The 21,002-nt window shown below is 72.5% G+C and carries 14 protein-coding genes; 4 read left to right on the top strand and 10 right to left on the bottom strand.

What is annotated here, in order from left to right; translation table 11 throughout:
• Positions 1–6: 6 nt before the first annotated feature.
• Genes ettA through OG303_RS31645 form a run of 3 tightly spaced genes read left to right on the top strand, consistent with a single transcriptional unit; the run spans position 7 to position 2,763 of the window.
• Complete coding sequence (ettA, locus tag OG303_RS31635; RefSeq protein WP_405872647.1) at positions 7–1,671, top strand: energy-dependent translational throttle protein EttA; 1,665 nt, start codon at positions 7–9, stop codon at positions 1,669–1,671.
• A gap of 4 nt (positions 1,672–1,675) precedes the next feature.
• On the top strand, positions 1,676–2,089 hold the full coding sequence (locus OG303_RS31640) for an acyl-CoA thioesterase (protein WP_405872649.1): 414 nt from the start codon (positions 1,676–1,678) through the stop codon (positions 2,087–2,089).
• On the top strand, positions 2,086–2,763 hold the full coding sequence (locus tag OG303_RS31645; protein ID WP_405872650.1) for a hypothetical protein: 678 nt from the start codon (positions 2,086–2,088) through the stop codon (positions 2,761–2,763). Before OG303_RS31640 ends, OG303_RS31645 begins: the two co-directional genes overlap by 4 nt.
• Before the next feature lie 162 nt (positions 2,764–2,925).
• On the opposite strand, the gene OG303_RS31650 is transcribed toward OG303_RS31645, so the two are convergent.
• From OG303_RS31650 to OG303_RS31665, 4 genes are all read right to left on the bottom strand, one after another.
• Entirely contained in the window at positions 2,926–3,882 is a 957-nt protein-coding gene (locus OG303_RS31650; RefSeq protein WP_405872651.1) for an ATP-binding cassette domain-containing protein, read from the bottom strand.
• A 76-nt stretch (positions 3,883–3,958) separates the two neighbouring features.
• A complete protein-coding gene (locus OG303_RS31655) occupies positions 3,959–6,697 on the bottom strand; it encodes an FtsX-like permease family protein (protein ID WP_405872653.1) in 2,739 nt (912 codons plus the stop codon).
• Positions 6,694–9,942, bottom strand: coding sequence for an ABC transporter permease (locus OG303_RS31660; RefSeq protein WP_405872654.1), 3,249 nt, complete (start codon positions 9,940–9,942; stop codon positions 6,694–6,696). Before OG303_RS31660 ends, OG303_RS31655 begins: the two co-directional genes overlap by 4 nt.
• A gap of 204 nt (positions 9,943–10,146) precedes the next feature.
• Positions 10,147–10,551 (bottom strand): globin, encoded by a 405-nt coding sequence (locus tag OG303_RS31665; protein ID WP_405872655.1) that lies wholly within the window; start codon positions 10,549–10,551, stop codon positions 10,147–10,149.
• A 210-nt stretch (positions 10,552–10,761) separates the two neighbouring features.
• On the opposite strand from OG303_RS31665, the gene OG303_RS31670 reads away from it, so the two are divergent.
• Positions 10,762–11,751, top strand: coding sequence for a methyltransferase domain-containing protein (locus tag OG303_RS31670; RefSeq protein WP_405872656.1), 990 nt, complete (start codon positions 10,762–10,764; stop codon positions 11,749–11,751).
• A gap of 29 nt (positions 11,752–11,780) precedes the next feature.
• Here OG303_RS31670 and OG303_RS31675 read toward each other — a convergent pair whose 3' ends face one another.
• The 6 genes from OG303_RS31675 to OG303_RS31700 form a co-directional block, all read right to left on the bottom strand.
• A complete protein-coding gene (locus OG303_RS31675; RefSeq protein WP_405872657.1) occupies positions 11,781–13,088 on the bottom strand; it encodes an FHA domain-containing protein in 1,308 nt (435 codons plus the stop codon).
• 81 nt (positions 13,089–13,169) lie between these two features.
• Complete coding sequence (locus OG303_RS31680; RefSeq protein WP_405872659.1) at positions 13,170–14,516, bottom strand: vWA domain-containing protein; 1,347 nt, start codon at positions 14,514–14,516, stop codon at positions 13,170–13,172.
• A 99-nt stretch (positions 14,517–14,615) separates the two neighbouring features.
• Complete coding sequence (locus OG303_RS31685; protein WP_405872660.1) at positions 14,616–15,956, bottom strand: PP2C family serine/threonine-protein phosphatase; 1,341 nt, start codon at positions 15,954–15,956, stop codon at positions 14,616–14,618.
• 3 nt (positions 15,957–15,959) lie between these two features.
• Positions 15,960–18,473, bottom strand: a complete 2,514-nt coding sequence (locus OG303_RS31690) for a tetratricopeptide repeat protein (protein ID WP_405872661.1) — start codon at positions 18,471–18,473, stop codon at positions 15,960–15,962.
• A gap of 25 nt (positions 18,474–18,498) precedes the next feature.
• Entirely contained in the window at positions 18,499–19,839 is a 1,341-nt protein-coding gene (locus tag OG303_RS31695; RefSeq protein ID WP_405872662.1) for a hypothetical protein, read from the bottom strand.
• A 100-nt stretch (positions 19,840–19,939) separates the two neighbouring features.
• Positions 19,940–20,989, bottom strand: coding sequence for a glutamate ABC transporter substrate-binding protein (locus tag OG303_RS31700; protein ID WP_405872664.1), 1,050 nt, complete (start codon positions 20,987–20,989; stop codon positions 19,940–19,942).
• Positions 20,990–21,002: the final 13 nt, after the last annotated feature.

Raw genomic sequence — 21,002 nt, forward strand, 5'->3', positions numbered from 1 at the left:
TTTCTCTTGGCTGAGTTCATTTACACCATGCGCAAGGCGCGCAAAGCGCACGGCGACAAGGTGATCCTCGACGACGTCACTCTGAACTTCCTCCCCGGAGCGAAGATCGGCGTCGTCGGCCCGAACGGCGCCGGTAAGTCGACCGTTCTGAAGATCATGGCGGGGCTGGAACAGCCGTCGAACGGCGACGCCTACATCTCTCCCGGCTACAGCGTCGGCATCCTGATGCAGGAGCCCACGCTGAACGAGGAGAAGAACGTCCTCGAGAACGTCCAGGAGGGTGTCGCCGAGATCAAGGGCAAGCTCGACCGGTTCAACGAGATCGCCGAGCTCATGGCGACCGACTACTCCGACGCGCTGCTCGACGAGATGGGCAAGCTGCAGGAGGACCTCGACCACTCCAACGCCTGGGACCTCGACGCGCAGCTCGAGCAGGCCATGGACGCCCTCGGCTGCCCGCCCGGGGACTGGCCGGTCACCACCCTCTCCGGCGGTGAGAAGCGCCGCGTCGCGCTCTGCAAGCTGCTGCTCGAGGCGCCCGACCTGCTGCTCCTCGACGAGCCCACCAACCACCTCGACGCCGAGTCCGTGAACTGGCTGGAGCAGCACCTCGCCAAGTACGCGGGCACCGTCGTGGCCATCACCCACGACCGGTACTTCCTCGACAACGTCGCCGAGTGGATCCTCGAGCTCGACCGCGGGCGCGCCTACCCGTACGAGGGCAACTACTCCACGTACCTGGAGACCAAGCAGAGCCGTCTCAAGGTCGAGGGGCAGAAGGACGCCAAGCGGGCGAAGCGGCTCAAGGAAGAGCTGGAGTGGGTGCGGTCCAACGCCAAGGGGCGTCAGGCCAAGTCCAAGGCGCGTCTCGCGCGGTACGAGGAGATGGCCGCCGAGGCCGACAAGATGCGGAAGCTGGACTTCGAGGAGATCCAGATCCCGCCGGGTCCGCGGCTCGGTTCCATCGTCGTCGAGGTCAACAACCTCTCCAAGGCCTTCGGCGAGAAGGTCCTGATCGACGATCTCTCCTTCACGCTGCCGCGTAACGGCATCGTCGGCATCATCGGTCCGAACGGCGCCGGCAAGACCACTCTCTTCAAGATGATCCAGGGTCTGGAGACCCCGGACTCCGGCTCCATCAAGGTCGGCGAGACTGTCAAGATCTCGTACGTCGACCAGAGCCGCGAGAACATCGACCCCAAGAAGTCGCTGTGGGCCGTGGTCAGCGACGAGCTGGACTACATCAACGTGGGGCACGTGGAGATGCCGTCCCGCGCCTACGTCTCCGCCTTCGGCTTCAAGGGGCCCGACCAGCAGAAGCCGGCCGGCATCCTCTCCGGCGGTGAGCGCAACCGTCTGAACCTCGCTCTCACCCTCAAGCAGGGCGGCAACCTGCTGCTCCTCGACGAGCCGACGAACGACCTCGACGTCGAGACCCTGTCGAGCCTGGAGAACGCGCTGCTCGAGTTCCCGGGCGCGGCTGTGGTCGTCTCCCACGACCGGTGGTTCCTGGACCGCGTCGCCACGCACATCCTCGCCTACGAGGGTGAGTCCAAGTGGTTCTGGTTCGAGGGCAACTTCGAGTCGTACGAGAAGAACAAGATCGAGCGGCTCGGGGCGGATGCCGCGCGTCCGCACCGTGCCACCTACAAGAAGCTGACCCGGGGCTGATCTCTTGCGTCACCTCTACCGCTGCCCGCTGCGCTGGTCGGACATGGATGCGTACGGCCATGTCAACAACGTGGTCTTCATGCGCTATCTGGAGGAAGCCCGGATCGACTTCCTCTTCCGGCCGGAGAAGGACTTCAAGCAGGGGTCGGTGGTGGCGCGCCACGAGATCGACTACAAGCGGCAGCTGGTCCACCGGCACCACCCGGTGGACATCGAGCTGTGGGTCACGGAGATCCGGGCGGCGTCCTTCACCATCACCTACGAGGTGAAGGACGGCGACCAGGTCTACGTCCGGGCCTCGACGGTGATCGTGCCGTTCGACTTCGAGTCGCAGCGGCCGCGCCGGATCACCTCGGAGGAGCGGGAGTTCCTGGAGGGGTACCGGGACGACGACGAGGAGGAGGCCGTCGCCGCATGACGGCGCTCCACCTCGCCGACGAGAGGGAGGCGGCGGACCTCGCGGCCTTCCTCTCCCGGCTGATCCACTACGACCGTTCGGCCGCGGTACGTCTCCAGGCCGCCGGGACCGCGCTCGCCGTCTTCGGGCGGCCGCCGTCCTTCGAGGTGCTGGCGATCCGCGCGGTGCGGCTCGCCAAGCCGTACGAGAACGGACTCGACGTCACGCTGGACGTGACCGTGTCCGCCGGTGAACTCCTGGAGTCCGTCGACGAGTCGGCCGCCACGGCCGGCGTGCCGGGTGCGGTGACCGGGCCGCCGTGGGCCGGAGTGCTTCCGCCGCGGGGCGGCTGGCGTTCCGAGCCGGGGCTGCCGGTGCCCGACGCCCTGCGGGCGATGGTCGGTGCGGCGGTCGCCGAATTCCGGTCCCGTACACAGGAGTTGGCGCCGGAGCAGCGTACGCGGGCCGAACTCGACCGTATCGGACGGGACATCTGGTCCCGGACGGTCGGGGACACGCGTCTTCCGGTACGGGCCGCGCATGCGGCACAGTCGCTCGGCTTCCTTCGGTCCACGCACGAAGCGGGGGACCTGGCGTTGTTCTCGTCGGGTGCCTGGCTGCGGCTGCGCACGCCGTTCGGGTCGATCGCCGTACGGCGGACGGGACTTGGGGCCCTGGACGTCAGCGTCCGCTGACGACGGCCGGCATCACTTCGCCTTCACTCCCGCCTCCGCCTCCGCCTCCGCCTCCGCCTCCGCCTCCGCCTCCGCCTTCACTCTCACCTCCGCCTTCACCTCCGCCTTCACCCTCACGTTCACTCTCACGTCCGCCTTCGCCTTCGCCTGAGAGGCGGGCGTTCAGTCCTGCCCGCTGTCGTCCGGCCGTACGGCGATGTGGTCCGGCTCCAGTTCCAGGGCCACGCGGTCGCGCATGCCCAGGGCCTCGGTGTACTCGGCGGGGAGCTGGAGGCGGCCGGCGCGGTCGAGCATGGCGTACTCGCGGGCGACGACCTTCTCGTGGCCGGTGGTCTCGTCGACCTCGCTGCGGCGCAGGACCTCCGTGGAGGTGCGGCCGTCGCGGATGGCGACCGTGCGGCGGACCTCGCCGGCGACGGCCTGGTCGTGGGTGACGATGACGATGGTGGCGCCGAGGCGTTCGTTCGCGGTGCGGAAGGCGGCGAAGACCTGTTCCGCGGTGTGCGAGTCGAGTTCGCCGGTGGGTTCGTCGGCGAGCAGGACGGCGGGGTCGTTGGCGAGGGCCACAGCGATCGCGACGCGTTGCTGCTGGCCGCCGGACATCTGGTGCGGGCGGCGGTCGCGGCAGTCGGCCACCTCCAGCAACTCCAGGAGTTCCAGGGCGCGTTCGGCGTGCGTCCGGCGCTTGCGGGTGCCGGTGAGCTGCATCGGGAGGGCGATGTTCTGGGCCGCGGTGAGGTAGGGGAGGAGGTTGCGGGAGGTCTGCTGCCAGACGAAGCCGACGGTGGTGCGGCGGTAGGCCAGGCGGTCCTTCGCGGTCATCGTGAGCAGGTCGCGGCCGGCCACGCGGGCCGCGCCGGCGGTGGGGGTGTCGAGGCCGGCGAGGATGTTCATGAGGGTGGACTTGCCGCTGCCCGACGCGCCCACGAGGGCCATGAGTTCGCCCTCGCGGACCAGGAGGTCGAGGCCTTGCAGTGCCTGGACCTCGATGCCGTCCGTGGTGAAGATGCGGACGAGGCGGTCGCAGGTGATCAGGGCGTCATGGCCGAAGGTGGGGCGGTTGCGGGCGGACTGGGCGCGGTGGGCCAGGTCGGCGAGGGTCGGGTTCGTCGTCGTCATCGAAGGGTCTCCTCGACAGATGTCCCAGGAATGTCCTGATGTGTCCGCGGAATGTCCGGGCTGGTCGCCGCGTGGCTCATCGTGTGTCCCCCACCCTCAACTCCGGGGCGGTTCCCCGCCGTCCGGTCCACCACGCCTGCACCCCCGCGACGCCCACCGTCACCAGCACCATCGCCACGGCCGGTACGACCAGCGACATCGCGTCCGTGCGCAACACGGCCTCTCCCGTGGGCGCCTGTCGCGTCGCCAGGGCGATCGTCGTCAGGTCGATGCCCGGTGACAGCAGGCGAATCGTCGCCCATCCCGTCAACGCGCCACCGGCCGCGGCCAGTCCCGCCTGCGGCAGTGACTCCAGGATCAGCAGGCGTCGGCCCTGCCCCCGGGTCAGGCCCATCGTGCGCAGACGGGCCAGGAGGGCGGTGCGCTCGGGTGCGGCGCGCAGCAGGGACAGGAGCAGGGTCAGGACCGCGTAGCCCGCGCCCGCCGCCACCGCGGCCGCGTAGACGCGTTCGGCACCGGACTGGAGGGGGGAGTCGACGTAGCGGGCGCGTTCCTCGGAGCGTAGTTGGACCACGGCGGAGCTGCCCGAAGTCCGGCGCAGGGCGGGCCCGTTGAGGTGGGTGCCGGTCAGCAGCAGTGCGGTCGGGCGGGACTCGGACGCGCTCAGGCCGGCGCGGTCCACGATCAGGAAGCCGTCGCCGGTGACGGCGGGAGTCCGGTCTCGGACGACGGTGATGCGGACGGTGACCGTGTCCCCGTCCGCCTGGCGTACGGGGAACGGTCGGGTGCCGTATTTCGACGCGACCGACGGGGAGGCGAGCGCCGGGAGGGCGTCGTCGTCGGCCTTGCTGCCCCTCAACTCGCCGGCGCCGAAGGCCCCCTGTCCCGTTCGGCCCGCCAACTCGGCGTACGCCTGCGGGTCCACGCCCGCCAGCGGTACGGACACCCCGTCGTCGTTCGGCTGGGCCCCGTAGTCGATGCTCACCGCGGTCAGTTCCCGCACCCCCGGTGCTCGGCGGATGCGGTCGGGGAGACCCGACGGCAGCGGTGTCCTCGCCTCGATGCGGGCGTCGGCGCCCACGGTGAGGAGGGCCGCGTGGTCGCGGGCCTCGCGCACCCCCGCCAGGACCGAGCCGCCGAAGGCCGCCGTGGTCAGGGCGGTCAGCAGGGCCAGCAGCGGAAGGACCGCGGAGGCGGAGGTGCGGCCCGCGCGGGCGAGGGACAGATGGGTCACCGTGCCGCGCAGGCGGGCGGTCGGGCGGGCCAGGGCGCGCAGCGGGAGCGGGTAGAGGCGGACCAGCAGCAGGGCCGCGGCCACTCCCACCAACACCGGTGCCAGCGACGTCAGTTGGTTGCCCTGCGTGCCCTGTCGGCGCAGGGTCTCCACCGCGCCCAGGGTCACGGCGACCAGCGTCAGCTCCGCGACCGTACGGCGCCGGGACGGTCGTACGGACGCGACGTCCGTCCGGCCGCCGTGGATCCGTACGACCCGATGCGCGGCCGCCGCGCGCAGCGGCAGGGTCGCGCAGGCGACCACGGTGACGGTCGCCGCTGCCGCGATCGCGTACGGGGCGCGGGCGCCGGGGAGCGCCAGCAGCGCGAGCGCCAGGCCCAGAGCTCCGGCCGGCAGCGCGATCACCGCCGTCTCGGCGAACAGGCGGCCCGCCAGGCCCCGTTGGGACGCGCCGCGGGCGCGCAGCAGGGCGAGTTCGGCGCGGCGGCGGTCGGCGGCGAGGCCGCCCGCCATCAGCAGGACGACGGCGGCGACCGTGCCGGTGCCGAAGGCGGCGACGGCGACGAGCGGGCGGACGCCGCCGCGCAGCCCCGCATACGAGCTGATCACGGTGTCCAGGTCGGTGCTCACGTCCGTGGAGGGGTCGGTGAGCGCGCGCATCTCCTGCATCCGCGGGCCGGACTCCAGGGAGGCCACCGCGGACTTCAGACGGCTCAGGTCGTAGGCATGGAGGCCGGCTGTCGCGGGCGCCAACTGCCAGTAGCGCCAAGGGTCTCCGGGCGTGCCCAGCATCGCCGGGGCCGCCTCGGGGGCGAGCAGCAGGCTGCCGATCCAGAACTTCTCGTTGTCGGTGTTCGGCACCGGAACCAGGCTGGGGGTGCGGAGGAGGGCATGGGTGGACCAGTAGGCGCGGGCCGGGTCGCGCGGGGTGAGGATGCCGGTGACGCGGACGACGAGGGGTGCGCGGTCGGCGCCGGGTATGTGGATCACCGAACCGACCTTGATGTGCAGATTCTCGGCGGTCTCGACGGTGACGGCGGCCTCCACCTCGGGCGTGGCGGCGGTGACCGCGCCCTCGGCGCGGGGCAGGCGACCCGCGTGGACCGTGGAGTGCTGGGCCAGCCCGTGCTGGGCGGCGAGTTCGAACTGCGCCGGCAGACCGCTCGGCCGCGGCAGCCAGGGGTCCGGCGCGTTCTGGGGGTTGGTGGTGCGCACCCCGTACGTCGACTGGCCGCGGTCGGCGACGAGCGGGCGCGGGAGGGCGGTGACGACGTTCGCGTACTGCGCGCCGAGCGGACCCGGGCGCAGCAGGTCCTCCCGCTCCCGCTGCGGCAGCAGCGGGTCGGACAGCGCCGCGTACACGTCCACGCTGGTGCTGTCGGGACGGGCCCGGTCGAGGGCATGGTGCAGCCCCGCGTCCTCGTACCGGTCGACCGCCCGCGGAAACGCCGCCGCCAGGCACGCGGTCAGCGCCACGAGCAGCGCCAACGCGCACGCCGTGCCGGGCGCGGTCCGCAGCCGCGTACGGACCCAGGGGGCGAGGACTCTGCTCACGTCGATGGGCGACGGGGTCACCGTCACGCGCCTCCCTCCCGCAACGACACCACCGGATCCGACCGGCGCAGCGCCAGCCCCGCCGTCACCAGCAGCGGCGCGAGCGCCACGGCCGACAGCAGTACGGCGACGTGGAGCACCGGCAGTTCGACCAGCGCCCCCGGCACCGGGCGTGTGGCCTGCGCGGTCAGCACGATCAGCGGGATCACCGCCCGCGTCAGCACCGTCCCCAGCGCCGCCCCCACCACCAGTGCCAGCGCCACCAGAACGCCCTGCTCGACGGCGATCATGCGGGCCAGCCGGCGGCGCGGGGCGCCCAGGGCCCGCAGCACCGCCAGTTCGGCGCCCCGCTCCCGCAGTGACCCCGCCGCGCTCACCGCGAAACCGACCGCGGCCAGTGCCGCCGCCACCCCGGCCGCCGCCGCGAACGCCGCCTCCGGGCCCGCGCCGAACGGATCGTCCCGCAGCTGCGCGGCCGCCTCGTCCCGCACCACGACCTGCGTCGGATCGAGATCGGGCAGCGCGCGCAGCGCCGCCGCGACCCGGGCCGAATCGCCGGGGTCGATGCGCAGCCACCACTCCGTGGGCGGGACGCTCGTGCCGTACCGCGCCTCCAACACCCGGTTCACGGACCGCAGATCGACCAGCAGAGCGCCACCGTTCTCCCCACCGGTCGTCGGCAACTCCCGTACCGCCCGCACGATCCGCACCGGCACGCTCTGCCCGCCGACCGTCACGTCGACCTGCTGCCCGATGTGGGCGCCCGCCGAGTCGAGGAAACGGTCGGTCGCGACGGCCGTGATCTGGGGCGGCGGGGGCTGTACGACCTGCACCCGTACCGTCAACGACGCGATGGTCCAGGTGTCTTCGGCCGGTTTGTATCCCGTGCCGTACTCGACCGTCGGCGAACCGGACGACGTCACGCGCGGCTTGGTCGGGCGGCTGCTCTCGTTCGGCGACGACACGTCTCCGTCGAGGCGCGAACCCGCCTTCCACGCCCTCGGCAACGGCACTCGCCGTTCCGCCCCGTTGGCGTCGACGGCCGTCAACTCACCGAGGGTGAACCGGTGTTGTTCCGGTGTCTGGACCGGCTGCGCCATGACCAGCTGCAGGCCCGTGAGGGTCAGTGGACCGGGAGAGACACCCATCGTCAGCGCGTGCGGGCGGCCGTCCGCCGGGAGTTCCCCCGCCCGCACGTCGTACGGAGTCCCGTACGCGTCCACCAGCGTCGCCGTGACGTCCGCCGTCGTCCCCGGGCCCGTCGAGCTGTGCAGGGTCGCCGTCAGCCGCAGCCGGGCGGTGTGCGCGGGCACCTTCGCCCCGGCCGTCGGCGCCTTCGGGCCCAGCGGCGCGAGCAGCGCCTTCACCGGCTCCGCCGCCAGGTCCCGGCGCATCAGCACCGTGTCCGCCGCGTGCGCGGTGTCCAGCGCCAGCAGCGCCGCCGTGCGGTCGCCGGACAGCGGCAGTTCCGTACGGACGGCCGGGGCGGCCTCGCGTACGTGCGGAATCGCCGCGTAGGTCTCCGTGCGCCCGAGGTCGTTCTCCCCGGCGGCCAGGACACGCACCGGCGCACCCGCGCCGAAGTCCGCCTGGTCGTCCTGCGAACGGTCCCAGGAGGCGCCCTGCCCGATGGCCAGCATGCCGAGCGCGACGGCGAGGACCAGCAGCAGCACCGGGCCCGCACCGCGCATGGGGCGACGGCTCAGCTGCCAGCCCGCCAGCGCCGCCGTCAGCCCGCGCCCGCCGGCCGCCCGGCGCTCGGCGAGCCGCGCCACCAGAGGCAGCAGCCGCAGGGTCAGCACCGTGCCCGCGAGCAGGGCGAGCGCGGGCGCTGCGACCAGCAGCGGGTCGATGCCGAGGGTGCCGGACCGGTCGTCGGTCACGGCGCCGGAGGTGTGCCGTCCGAGCTGCCAGTACGCGACCCCGGCCACCGCCAGCAGGCCCAGGTCCGCGCCCGCGCGCACCGGAGCGGGCAGGGCACGCGCCCGGATCGGGCCGAACCCCTCCACCGTGAGCGCCGGCAGCGTCACGGCCAGCGCGCACCCCAGGGCCACGCCCGTCGCCACCAGCCACACCCCGGGCCGCCCGTCGGCCGGCACGTCCAGCTTCAGCCCGATCCGGGCCAGCGCCCCCTGCCCGGCCAGCAGCCGGGTGAGCGGCCCGGACAGCAGCGGCGCGCAGACCAGCGCGGGCACCGCCAGGAAGAGCGCCTCCAGGGCGGCGAGCGCCGCGACCCGGGCGCGGGAGGCGCCGCGCGCCCGCAACAGCCGGATCTCACCGGTGCGTTCGGCGCTCAGCAGCCGGGCCACCAGCAGCAGCGCACAGCAGGCCAGCAGTGCCAGCTGCGACGCGACGATCAGCAGCGTCGAGCGGGCGACGAGCAGCGAGCGCTCGACGCGGTCGAGGACGTCGGGGAGGGAGGTGCCCGCGGCCGTCGTGCCGCTGAGCGCGGGCTGCTTGCGCAGGGCCGCGCTGCCCGCGGCGGCCGCCTTGCGCAGCTCGCCGATCCGCCCGGTCGTCAGCGTCGAGAAGTCGGCGGTCGCCAGCCACGCGGACTGCCCGGCGCTCACCTTTGCGCCGGTCAGGATCCCGGGGGCGGCGAGCAGCGGGCCGTACGTCGTGAAGCCGACGGTCCTGATTCCGCGGCCGCCCAGATCGTCCAGCCGCCAGTAGGGCGCGTCCGCCTGGACGGGCCGGTACAGGCCGGTGAGCGTGACGTGCACCTTCGGGCCGCCGAGCCGGTCGGTGAGGGTGAGACGGGCGCCGGGTTTCAGGCCGAGGCGCTGGGCGGCCCTCTGCGGGAGGGCCACCTCGACGGCGGCGCCGGAGGTCTGCCGGGGCGTGCGTCCCGAGACCATCCGCACCTGCGTCGGGTCCAGCGCCGCGACATACGTCAGATCCGGGTCGCCGGACCGCTGGGCCGGCGGCTGCAGCGAGCGCGGCAGTGCGTACGGGCCCGACCGCACCAGGGTCCGCACCGTCACCGGCAGCCCCTCGAACGTCCGCCGCGCACCCTGCCGTACGGCGGTGTCGGCGGCCTTGCGCCGATCCGCCGGCACCTCTGCCTTGACGATCAGTGCGGAGTCGGCGGCGTTCTGCGGGTCCCGCAGGGAGTGGCGCAGGGCCGCGTCGCCGATCGCGCCCGAGTAGGCGGTGAGGGTGGCCAGGACGGCCGTGGTCAGCAGGACGGTGAGCAGGGCGGCGGCGAGCAGGAGGCGGTGCGCGCGAGCACGGAGCAGGACGAACCGTGCCACCGCACCGAACGCCGTCACGCCAACCGCCCCCCGTGGTTGTCCAGACCTCCGGGCGATGTTGTCAGAGGGGGCGGGCCACGGGTAAGCGCTTGTACGACGGCCTTGACCGGATCGTGACCGGAATCCGGCGTTCTACGACCGGAATCCGCACGTCATCTTTCGTACGTCATGTTCCGCACGTCATCTTCGGCACGTCATGCCTCGCGCGTCAGTCGACGACGGTCAGTCCGGGGCGTTCACCATCGAGGCAGCGGCGTACGTCAGGTAGTTCCACAGCTGTTCCTTGTGCTCCTCGGACAGGCCGAGGTCGTCGACGGCGTCCCGCATGTGCCTCAGCCAGGCGTCGTGCGCCTCGCGGTTCACGGTGAAGGGGGCGTGGCGCATGCGCAGACGGGGGTGGCCGCGGTTGTCGCTGTACGTCGTCGGCCCGCCCCAGTACTGGATCAGGAACAGGGTGAGGCGCTCCTCGGCCGGGCCGAGGTCCTCCTCGGGGTACATGGGCCGCAGGACCGGGTCCTCGGCCACACCCTCGTAGAAACGGTGGACGAGGCGGCGGAAGGTCTCCTCCCCGCCGACCTGCTCGTAGAAGGTCTGCTCCTGAAGCGTGCCGCGCCGAATCTCGGTCACTTTGAGCTGCCTCGCATGGGTCGTTCCGGTCCGCCCGAGTCTTTCTGCCGGGGGTCCGGGGGTTGTCCCCCGGAAATTGCAGTACGCCTCCATGCTCTCAGATCGGGCGGAGGAGGACTCAAGGCTTAGGACCACCGCCGTGACGCCCGGATTCCGGATCGTCCGGCTCCGGTACTCGCCTCGCGTCCCGTCCCGCAGCACAGTGGACGTATGGGCGCGCATGCTCTCGACAAGAAGGACCTCGCCGATCTCGCCACCTCGGCGCGGGCGGCGCTGGTACGGGAGATCGACGCGAGCGGAGCCTGGGACGACGACCCGGTGTGGGGGGAGGCGTTCGAGGCGGTCCCGCGCCATCTGTTCGTGCCGTATTACTACGTCGGCGCCACGGGGGGTTACGAGCGGCGCTGGGGCGAGAGTCCTGATCCGCGTACGCGCGAGCGGTGGGTGCGCGGTGCCTACGCGGACGTTCCGCTGGCCACACGGCTGCGCGACGGCGAGCTCCTCTCCTCCAGCAGCCAGCCGTCGCTGATGGCGAGGATGCTGGCCGAGCTGAGGGTCGAGGACGGCCACAGGGTGCTGGAGGTCGGCGCGGGCACCGGCTACAACGCGGCCCTGCTGGCCCACCGGCTCGGCGACGACGACCTGGTCACCACCATCGATCTGGAGCCGGAGATCACCGAGTCGGCGCGACAGCACCTGGCGGCCGCCGGCCACCACCCGGCCGTCTTCACCGGTGACGGCGCACGCGGCGTTCCCGAGCGCGCCCCCTTCGACCGGATCATCGCGACCTGCACCCTGACCTCGGTGCCGCGCGCCTGGCTCGCCCAGTGCAGTCCGGGTGCCCGCATCCTGGCGCCGCTGGCCACCGGTCTGATCGCCCTGACGGTCCGGGACGCCGGGCACGGGGAGGGCCGCTTCCTGCACACGCCGGCCTACTTCGTGCCGCTGCGCGGCGAGAGCCGTCCAGAACCCGAGCCCGCCCACCTCGGCGGGATTCCGCGCCGGGCCAGGGACGACGAACTGTTCCGCTTCCTGCTGGCCCTGACCCGGGGCGGTCTCGATCCGCGGGAGGCGCTCGCGCTGTGGGAGCGCGAGAGCCGGCCACAGCGCGAGCGCTACGGCATCACGGTCAGCGGGGACCGGGAATGGGCATGGCTGGACGAACCGGAGGGGCCGTACGTCTGGCCCCTCCCCGGCTGATCCGGCCGACCGGGCCGATCAGCCTCGGCTCAACCCCGGCGGATGGTGATCGTCGTCCAGGCACCCACGTGCACCCGGTCGCCGTCCTGCAGCGGCACCGGCACGAAGGGCTGGATCGGCTCCTCGGAGCCGTTGACCGTGGTGCCGTTCGTCGAGTTCTGGTCGACGACCGCCCAGCTGCCGTCCGGCTGCTGGACCAGCACCGCGTGCTGGTGCGAGACGCCCGGGTCCTCCGGCGGCACCGCCAGGTCGATGTCGGGGGACTCGCCGGTGGAATGGCGGCGGCGCCCGATGGTGATCTGGTTGCCGCTGAGGGTGCGCTGCTGCTCGGGCGAGTACGCGGGCAGGTTGAGGCCCGCGGCCTCGGGGCCGGAGCGCTGCATCATCGCCATGAAGTACTCGCGGTCCGGACCGATGGTCGCCAGCCAGGTCGCCGGACCGGCGGGCGGCTGCGGGAAACCCTGGCCGGGCGGCGCCTGGGCCGGACCGGGCTGCGGATAGCCGTAGCCACCGCCCTGACCGGGACCGCCGGGACCGGCGGACGACGGCGGGGAGATCACCCAGTCGTCTTCGCCGCCGAAGGGGGACGGACCGCCGGGCTGCGGCGGCCGCCCCGTCTCCTGCGGGAAGGCGGGCGGGGCCGGCGGGCCGGGCTGGTGGAACGCCTGCGGGGCACCACCGGGGCCACCGGGAGCGGTGGTCGGCGTCGGGCCGGGCGGCGGCGGGACCGGGCGGGACGGGTCGGGGCCGAAGCCGGAGGGTCCGCCGGGACGCGGGTCGTTGCCGTACGGGGCGCCGGGTCCGCCGGGGTGCGGGTCGTTGCCGTACGGGGCGCCCGGGCGCGGGTCGTTGCCGAACCCGGCGGGGCCGGACGGATCGCTGCCGAAGGGTGGGATCGGCTCGGCCGGGCGGTTCATCTGGGACGGGCGCGAGCCCTGGTACTCGTACGAGTCACCGGCGCCGTACGACGGTCCCGGCGGCGGCTGCTGCTGGTACTGCACGGCGGGGCCGGGCGCCGGCGGGTGCGGGGCGGCCGGGGTGTACGAGGTCGCCGTGTTCGTCAGGAAGTTCCACCGGCACTCCTCGCAGAACGGCGCACCGCCCTCACGGGGCGTACGGCACTGCGGGCAGAGCTCCGGCTCGGGGTCCGGCACGGCGGACAGGTGCGGCGGGCGGCCGCCGGGCTGGGGGCCCTGGCCGGGCGGCGGGAAGCCGTAGCCACCGCCGGGCGGGGGCGGCGGGGGAGGGGGCGGAGGTACGGCACCGGCCATGCGGTGACCGCAGACCTCGCACCAGTCGTCGGAACCCGACTGGTGTCCGTTCGGGCAGGTCGGCATGTCGGCGCTTCCCCCTCTCCTTTTCCGGTCTTTCGACCGGGTTTCTCCAACCCCAGGGGGCCGGGCTCGCTGCTTGCTATGTCACTTCTTTACACGAACAGTCTTTGTGGACCGTGTCTCGAGCGTCATCTCGTCGGCCTCTTCGACCTTCGCCTTCAGTCGCACAGTACCTGTCGCGGCGTCGACCACGTCCACCACCTTCGCAAGCAGTTTCGCAGTATCCGCGTTTCCGGAGGCGCTGGCGAGCTGAACGGCCCGGCCCAGTTTGGCCGTTGCTCCATCGAAATCGCCCGCTTTGCGAAGATCCAGACCCTGTTGGATGGCCTGTGCCAGTTCGGCCTGGCCGGTGTAGTGGGCGACCTGGGGGTTGATCGACGTCGAGGCGACCATGTCGTCGGTCCACACGGCCCTGACCAGGCCCTGGGCGCCGAGGTTCTGCGCGCTGCCGTCGGGCTGCGGGATGACGAGCGAGACGCGGGCGGCGAGCATCTCCTGGCCGAGACCCGCGACCGGGACCTCGACGCACACGTGGTAGTCACGGGACTCGTCTCCCCAGGAGCCGGTGGGGTAGTCCCCGGCGCGCGGGCCGGCCTCCGTGCGGCGGTCGGTCAGCTCCTCGACGGTGGGCGCGACCTGCTTGACGAACCTGATGGCGGTGCCGACCGGCGTCCACAGCCGGAGCGCGACGTCGGCGACCTCCTTGCCCATGGCCGTCTCCATCATCTGCGTGAAGTCGGCGGCGAGGCCGGCCGGGTCGGCGACGATGTCGGCGGTGCCGAGCAGGGCGGAGGCGATCCCTGTGACTTCTTTCACTTCCCAGTCGGTGCCCACGCCCCGTGCGTCACAGGTGAAGCGTCCGGCACAGGAGTCCAGGGCGGACTTGAGGTCCTCGGGCGACTCGTGCTCGTTGCGGCCGTCGGTGAGCAGGATGCCGTGGCGGATGGCGACGTCCGCGGAGGACAGCAGGCGGTCGGCGAGGCGCAGCCAGGTGCCGATGGCGGTGCCGCCGCCCGCGCTGAGCTTGCGCAGGGCCTGCTTGGCCTGGTCGCGGGTGGTGGCGTCGGCGACCGCGAGGCGCCCGCCGCCCGGGTAGACCTCCTTGGCGACGTGCGTGCCGCCGATCACCGCGAAGTGCACCCCGTCGCGCAGGGTGTCGATCGCGGCGGCCGTCGCGTCCCGGGCGTTGCGCATCTTGGTCGGCGGGTAGTCCATCGAGCCGGAACAGTCGACCATGACCGCCACTGCCGCGGACGGGCTCTGCCCCGGCGCGTAGAGGTGGGGCGCGGCGACCGCGCTGCCGACCGTGCCGCCGCCGGTGGCGGTCACCGTGACGATCGCGTTGACCTCACGGCCCCCGTCGGGCAGGTACTCGTTCTGGTACACGTCCATCGAGAACTGCGGCACGTTGGACTTCGAGAAATTGGCCATGCGTACTCAAATCCCCCTCGAAAACCCCGCGTTCGCGGGGCGACGACTGTATGCGGACCGGTCCCCTCCGGTCCGCTGAGGCATCCCCGTCTGCGGCCTTCAGGCCGATCCTGCCCCCTGAGACACGGCAGGGAACGGCACGACGGCCACTGTTACGTTGTCGTGGCCCCCGCCGTCCAGCGCGTGGCCGACCAGAACGCGGGCGCTGTGCAGCGGACGTACCGCGGCATCCGGCGGGACGACCTCGGCCAAATCCTCGGCAGCCTCCGCGTAGTTCCACAGCCCGTCCGTGCACACCACCACTACACCTGGCCGGTCCGGCTTGAAGGAAGCGGTGTGCGGCTCCAGTTCGTAGGCGTCCGCGCCGAGCCAGCCCGTGATCGCGTGGGCGCGCTCGTCGGCGTACGCCTCGGCCTCGTTCATCAGGCCCGCGGAGACCATCTGCGCGGCCCACGAGTCGTCCTCGGTGAGCCGGGCCGGCGGTGAACTGCGGTCCACCGGGATCCAGTAGGCCCGGCTGTCGCCGACCCAGCCGACGACCAGCAGCCCGGACGTCACGATCGAGCCGACGATCGTGCACGCCGGGGCGTTCTGGTGCGGGCTGTGCTCGCGGGCGGTGGCGGGCTCGCCGGCCAGGGCGTTGACCGCGTGCGAGGCGGCGACGATCGCGTCGTGCATGGCCTGCTGTGGGTGCGTGCCGCGCGGCAGGGCGGCCAGCACCGACTCGTTGGCGGCCCGGGCGGCGGCGAGCGAGGCCTCGTCGGGGCGGGTCGCCGAGGAGACGCCGTCGCAGACGATCGCCACGGAGACGGGCGAGCCGTCGGGCAGTGCGGTGTGGCCGATGCCGAACGCGTCCTCGTTGCGGTGGTGGCGCAGGCCGCGGTCGCTGACCGCGGCGATCGGGCCGGACTCCTGCTCCATGTGGTCGCGCTCCCGGGGCTGGGCGTGTCCGCAGTTCTCGCAGTAGCCGTCGCTGTCGACGCGGCCCGCGCGGCAGGCCACGCACAGCTTGGCCTCCTCGGCGGGCGCGGTGAGGTCGGCGATGCGCGGGTCCGGTGCCTGCAGCGGGTACTCGTCGGGCTCCGGCGGCCGGTCGAAGCGCACACCGGAGGCCGGGGACACCGGCGATCCGGTGGGCGGCGACTGCTGAGGCGGCAGCGGGGAGCCGCCCGAGTCCGTCCCGGGAAGGTCCGCCGGCAGATGGGTCGACGCCGGGGCGTCGGTGGTGCCCGGCTCGGCGGCGTGGGGCCAGCCGGCACCGCCGCCGTCACCGGGCGGCGGGACCGAGCCGTTCAGCGTGATCGTCGGGCGGTCGTCCGGCTGTGCGGGCACCACGGACAGGTCGTATCCGCACGCACCGCAGAAACGGTCACCCGACTCGAGCGGCCACTCGCAGCTCGGGCAGTTCGTCAGGGCGGCCTGCTGGGGCATCTGCGACATCAACTACACCCACGTCCGGGGGCGGTAACGGTTGGCACGTTCCACCAGGTCGATCCTCTCCTCGCCGCCCCGCGCCAGCCGGGCCAGCGTGCGGTACGAACGCTCCAGTCCGAAGCGGAGTCCCCGCTCGTCCAGGTCACTGCCGAGCAGCACCCGCTGCCCCGCGGGCGCGGAACCCTGGCCACCGGAGAGTATCCAGTCCAGCGCGCAGCCGAGGACCTCGGCCGACAACTGCTCGCGGCGCGCCGGGTCCAGGCCGTACGCGTCCAGCGCCTCGACCTGCCCGGCGGCGGCGGTCAGGTCCTCCAGGAACTGCACGTCGGAAGCCGTCGCCGTGCGCCCGCGCAGCCGCGCCCGGACGGCGGCCACGCGTGCGGCCGTGTAGTGGATGGACGACTCCGGGACCGACTCCAACGTCCGTACGGCACTGGTGCGGTCACCGGCCGCGAGCTGGACGCGGGCCAGGCCGAAGGCGGCGCTCACATAGCTGGGGTCGGTCGACCAGACCAGGCGGTAGTACTCGGCCGCGTTGTCCAGCTGGCCCAGCACCTCCGCGCACAGGCCGAGCGCCAGCTTGGGCGCGGGCTCGCCGGGGAACGCGTCGTAGATCGCGTCGAAGGCGAGCGCGGCGCCTTCGTGGTCGCCGGTCACCAGCGCGGCCACGCCGCGGTACCAGACGACCCGCCAGTCGTCGGGCTGCTCGGTCTCCAGCGTCTGCAGGGAGTGCAGCGCGGTGGCCGAGTCGCCGTTCTCCAGCCAGGCGCGGATCTGCCTCAGCCGCGTCTCGATCGACGCCGCCGGCGCCGCGGCCAGCGCCCCGAGCAGCTCGGCCGGCGCGGTCGTCATCAGGCCCGCCAGGAAACCGGCGTTCGGGTCGGAGGAGTCGACGCGGGGGACGGGCAGGGCGAGGGCCGCGGTGGGGGAGTTGACGTGCTTGACGAGGGCGGAGGAGCCGTTGACGGAGGCGGGCAGCTGCGGTTGTTGCTGCTGCCCCTTCTGTCTCTTCAGCACCGTCCGCGCCCCGAGGAGCGACACGTCCCCCTCCAGCTTCGGGAACAACTCCGTGTCCGTGACCTTCAGTTCGGGCCCGAACAGCGTCGACAGCGCGGGCCGCGCACGCCCCGACTGCAGCGACACGACTTCGCGCAGCACGCCCGTCAGCTGCTCCGCCATCTCCTGCGCGGAGGCGAACCGGCGGGCCGGGTCGGGGTCGGTGGCGCGGACCAGGAAACGGTAGAAGGACTCGTACTGGCGGAAGACCTCGATGTTGTCCGGGTCGGGCAGGGAGTCCACGAAGACGTTCGTGTAGCCCTGGAAGTCGAACGTCATCACGGCCAGGGTGCGCGCGACCGTGTACAGGTCCGACGCCACCGACGGGCCGACCTCCGCGACCTCCGGCGCCTGGTAGCCCACCGTGCCGTAGATGGCCGACTCCTCGTCGTCCATCCTGCGCACCGCGCCCATGTCGATGAGCTTGAGCTGGTCCTCGGTCTGGATGGCGTTGTCGACCTTGAAGTCGCAGTACAGCAGGTTGCGGCTGTGCAGGTGGCCGAGCGCCTCCAGCGCCTCGATGCCGTACGCGCAGGCCTGCTCCACCGGCAGCGGATCCCGCTTCCCGGTCGGCGTACGGCGGTCGTTGGCGATCTCCTTCAGCGACTTGCCGCCGACGTACTCCATGACGATGTAGCCGTCGAGCGAGCCGGTGCGCTGGTCGAGGTGCTCGACGAAGTTGTAGATCCGCACGATGTTGGAGTGCTCGATCTCGGCCAGGAAGCGCCGCTCGGAGATCGCCGCCGCCATCGCGTCCTGGTCGCCGGTGTCCAGCAGGCCCTTGAGGACCACCCACCGGTCGGAGACCGCCTTGTCCACCGCGAGATAGACCCAGCCGAGGCCGCCGTGCGCCAGACAGCCCACGACCTCGTACTGGCCGTGCACCACGTCGGAGGCCTTCAGCTTCGGCACGAAGGAGTACGGGTGGCCGCACTTGGTGCAGAAGCCCTCCGTACGGCCCGGCCGGTCACCGCGCGAACGGCCGACCGGCGCCCCGCAGTCGGAGCGCGAGCAGAACCGCTTGCGCTCGGGCACCTCCGGGTTGTCCTGGACCATCGCGCGCGGGTCGGGCCGCGGCACGTCCGGCACCTGCACCAGGCCGACGCCCAGCCGGCCGCGGGTGCTGGTGTTGGTGCTCGAACCGGAGCTCCGCACCGACACCGAACGGCCCGTGGAACGCCCCGACAGGGAGCGCGAGAGCCGTCCCGACACCGAGCGCCGGGACTTCGACGACTGCGAGGACGTACGCGAACTGCTGCGGCTGCTACGGCTGCTGGAACGTGAACTGCCGCTGCCCTGCGATCCCTTGCCGCCGCCCGTGATGCCGGTGGCCGGCGAGCTCACCATGCCGTTCGCCGACACGACCGGCGCGAGGCCGCAGGTGTCGCAGTACAGCTCGCCGCCGCCCATGTCCTCGTACGTGCCGTCGCAACCCGGCCGCTGACAGGCCTGTTGTGCCTGACTCATGACGACGCTGCCCCCTCTTCGTGGCTCACGCTCCGGGCCCCCTGCGATCCGGACGGTCCTGCGGCCCGCCCTGCCCCGGCACGCGCGGGGAGCCCAGCACTTCGGCGGCCGCCTGCTGGTAGCGCAGCACGGCCTGTTCGGCGACGCGCAGGTCGCACGGGGCGCTCCACAGCATGCGGCGCGCCGCGTCGTACCGCTCGATCAGGAACGGGTCCTCGGCGAGCCCGTGCCGTGCCACCTTCGCCTTGTACGCGTCGAGGCGGCCGCGCAGCTCCGCGCGGACCGCGAGCGGCGCGGTGACCGCGGTCAACGACTCGCGGGCGCGCAGCAGTTCGTCCTCCGCCTTCACCTCCAGGGACTCCAGGAGCGGGGACAGCCGGTGCCACTGGGCGTGCCTGCGGTACTCGGCGGCCGTCGCCAGCTGCTCCTGCAGCACGGTCGGCGGGCCGCTGACGACCGGCACCTCCGTGGCGGCGATCTTCGCGAGGACCTCCCCGCGTGCGCTGCGCGCCTCGGCGAGCGTGCGGTCCGCGCGGCTGAGCAGGTCCCGCAGCTTCACCAGCCGCTGTTCCGCGTCCTGCCGGACGGTGAGCACGGCGTCGATCTCCCGGCGCACGTCCTCCAGGGCGCGCGCCTCCCGGTCGTACACCGTGGTGTCCGGTCTGCCGCCGCCGGGCGCCGAACTCCCTTGTGCGGGAAGCCAGTACGCCAGCGGGTCGGAGATCACCTGTTCGCGCAGGGACGTCAGGATGCGGGTGATGTGCTCCAGGTCGTCGCCCGCGGGGTGCTCGCCGGGGCGCACGCCGACGGAGTGGGCGAGCTTGCGGGTGCGCTGGAGCTCCGCGGCCAGTAAATCGATCCGGGCGGGCAGCGCCGACCAGACCGCGTCGGCGGTGACGACCATGTCCAGCGAGGTCGCGTACAGCTCGTTCATCAGGTCGACCAGGGTGGCCAGGGAGTACTGCTGGCTGAGCTTGCCGGAGACGGACAGCAGCGTCGGCGCGTTCGCGGTGGCCGTGGTGGAGCCCGCGACCGTGACGGACTCGCCGCGCAGCAGCTCCGTCAGCTCCACCAGGTCCTCGCGGCTGGACCAGCGACGGCGGGCCCGGATCTCCCGGGCCGAGCGCAACGCGTCCGAGTACGCGTCGAAGTACGCCCACAGCAGCGTGATCGACGCCTCCGCGGCAGCCCAGCGCTCCTGGGTGATGCCCGTGAGCTCGGCGCCCTCGAGGAGTCTGCGGCCCGCGTGGTCCTGCAGGGCCAGGAGCGAGGTCTCGATGGCCTCGTGCTCCGCGCCGAGCCGCGCCAGCGCACGGTCCACCTCGTCCCGGTCCATCACCGGCCCGGCGGGGTCCGTGACGCCCATCGATCACCTCTCGCTGCTGTCGTGTGCCGTCGTGTTGTGGGGTCGTGTCGTGTCGTCGTGTTCCGTGTGCTCCGTCAGACGTCCGTCAGTTGATGGTCGGTCACTTGTAGTGCGCTTCGGGAGGGGTCGCCGACGCCGACTTCTTCTCGCCCTGGTCCAGCGTCGGATGCAGCCACTTCTCGTACGACTTCTCCCAGTCGCCGTCCTTGATGTAGTTCTCCAGGGTCCGGTTGACCTGGCGTACCAGATCGTTGGAGCCCCGTTTCATCGCCACGCCGTAGTACTCGTCGGTGAACAGGCCGCCCTTGAGCGTCACCGTGGGGTCCTGCGCGGCCTGGCTGGCGGCGAGCGCGCCGTCCGTCACGACCGCGTCGACCTCGCCGAGCTGCAACTTCACCAGGCAGTCCAGCTGGTTGGGGACCACCGTCTTGATGTCCGCGCCGGCCGGGAGGTCACCGGCCTTCTTGTCCGCCTCCAGCCGATCGAGGGCCGTCGAACTGTCGGCCGAGCAGAGCCTCTTGTGGGCGAGGGACTTGTCGTATCCCGTGATCTTCGAGGTCGCGGGGGCGAGGACCTGCTGGCCGGTCCTGAAGTAGGGGGCGGAGAAGGCGACCTGACCCAGGCGGTCGCAGTTGATCGTCATGGTGCGGACCACCATGTCGACCTCGCCGTCCTGGATCGCCTCGATACGGCGGCTGGTGGGGATGGCCTTGAACGAGACCGCGTCCGGGTCGCCGAGGAGGTCCTGGGCGATGCGGTGGACGAGGTCGATGTCGAAGCCCTCCAGCGCACCGGAGGCGTTGTTCGGGTTGAGGTAGCCCCAGCGGTAGCTGTTGGTGTCGATGCCGACGACCAGGCGCCGGTCCTTGCGTGCCTTGATCTTGGGGATGACCGGTGTGCCGCCGCCGCTGCCCGACGGCGACAGGCTCTGGTCCTGCGGATTCACGCACTCCTTCGGGGCCTTGGCCTGACTGCCGTGGGCGAGACCCTGCCCGCCGCTGCCCGCGGCGCCGCTCCCGCCCTCGGACTGGGTCAGCGGCAGCAGCAGCGCGAAGGCCACGGCGAGGGCGCAGACGACCGCCATCGCACCGACCCCGCCCCAGCCCCGCAGACCGGACCGCAGACGCTGTGACAGACGTGGTGCATTCATCCTCACGCCCCCT

The organism is Streptomyces sp. NBC_00005, from assembly GCF_045160215.1.
Taxonomy (GTDB): domain Bacteria; phylum Actinomycetota; class Actinomycetes; order Streptomycetales; family Streptomycetaceae; genus Streptomyces.

Excerpts from the sequence above, each read along its gene's own strand:
- OG303_RS31645 (WP_405872650.1), top strand. The coding sequence starts at position 2,086 with ATGACGGCGCTCCACCTCGCCGACGAGAGGGAGGCGGCGGACCTCGCG.
- OG303_RS31650 (WP_405872651.1), bottom strand. The coding sequence starts at position 3,882 with ATGACGACGACGAACCCGACCCTCGCCGACCTGGCCCACCGCGCCCAG.
- OG303_RS31670 (WP_405872656.1), top strand. The coding sequence starts at position 10,762 with ATGGGCGCGCATGCTCTCGACAAGAAGGACCTCGCCGATCTCGCCACC.
- OG303_RS31675 (WP_405872657.1), bottom strand. The coding sequence starts at position 13,088 with ATGCCGACCTGCCCGAACGGACACCAGTCGGGTTCCGACGACTGGTGC.
- OG303_RS31680 (WP_405872659.1), bottom strand. The coding sequence starts at position 14,516 with ATGGCCAATTTCTCGAAGTCCAACGTGCCGCAGTTCTCGATGGACGTG.
- OG303_RS31685 (WP_405872660.1), bottom strand. The coding sequence starts at position 15,956 with ATGTCGCAGATGCCCCAGCAGGCCGCCCTGACGAACTGCCCGAGCTGC.
- OG303_RS31690 (WP_405872661.1), bottom strand. The coding sequence starts at position 18,473 with ATGAGTCAGGCACAACAGGCCTGTCAGCGGCCGGGTTGCGACGGCACG.
- OG303_RS31695 (WP_405872662.1), bottom strand. The coding sequence starts at position 19,839 with ATGGGCGTCACGGACCCCGCCGGGCCGGTGATGGACCGGGACGAGGTG.
- OG303_RS31700 (WP_405872664.1), bottom strand. The coding sequence starts at position 20,989 with ATGAATGCACCACGTCTGTCACAGCGTCTGCGGTCCGGTCTGCGGGGC.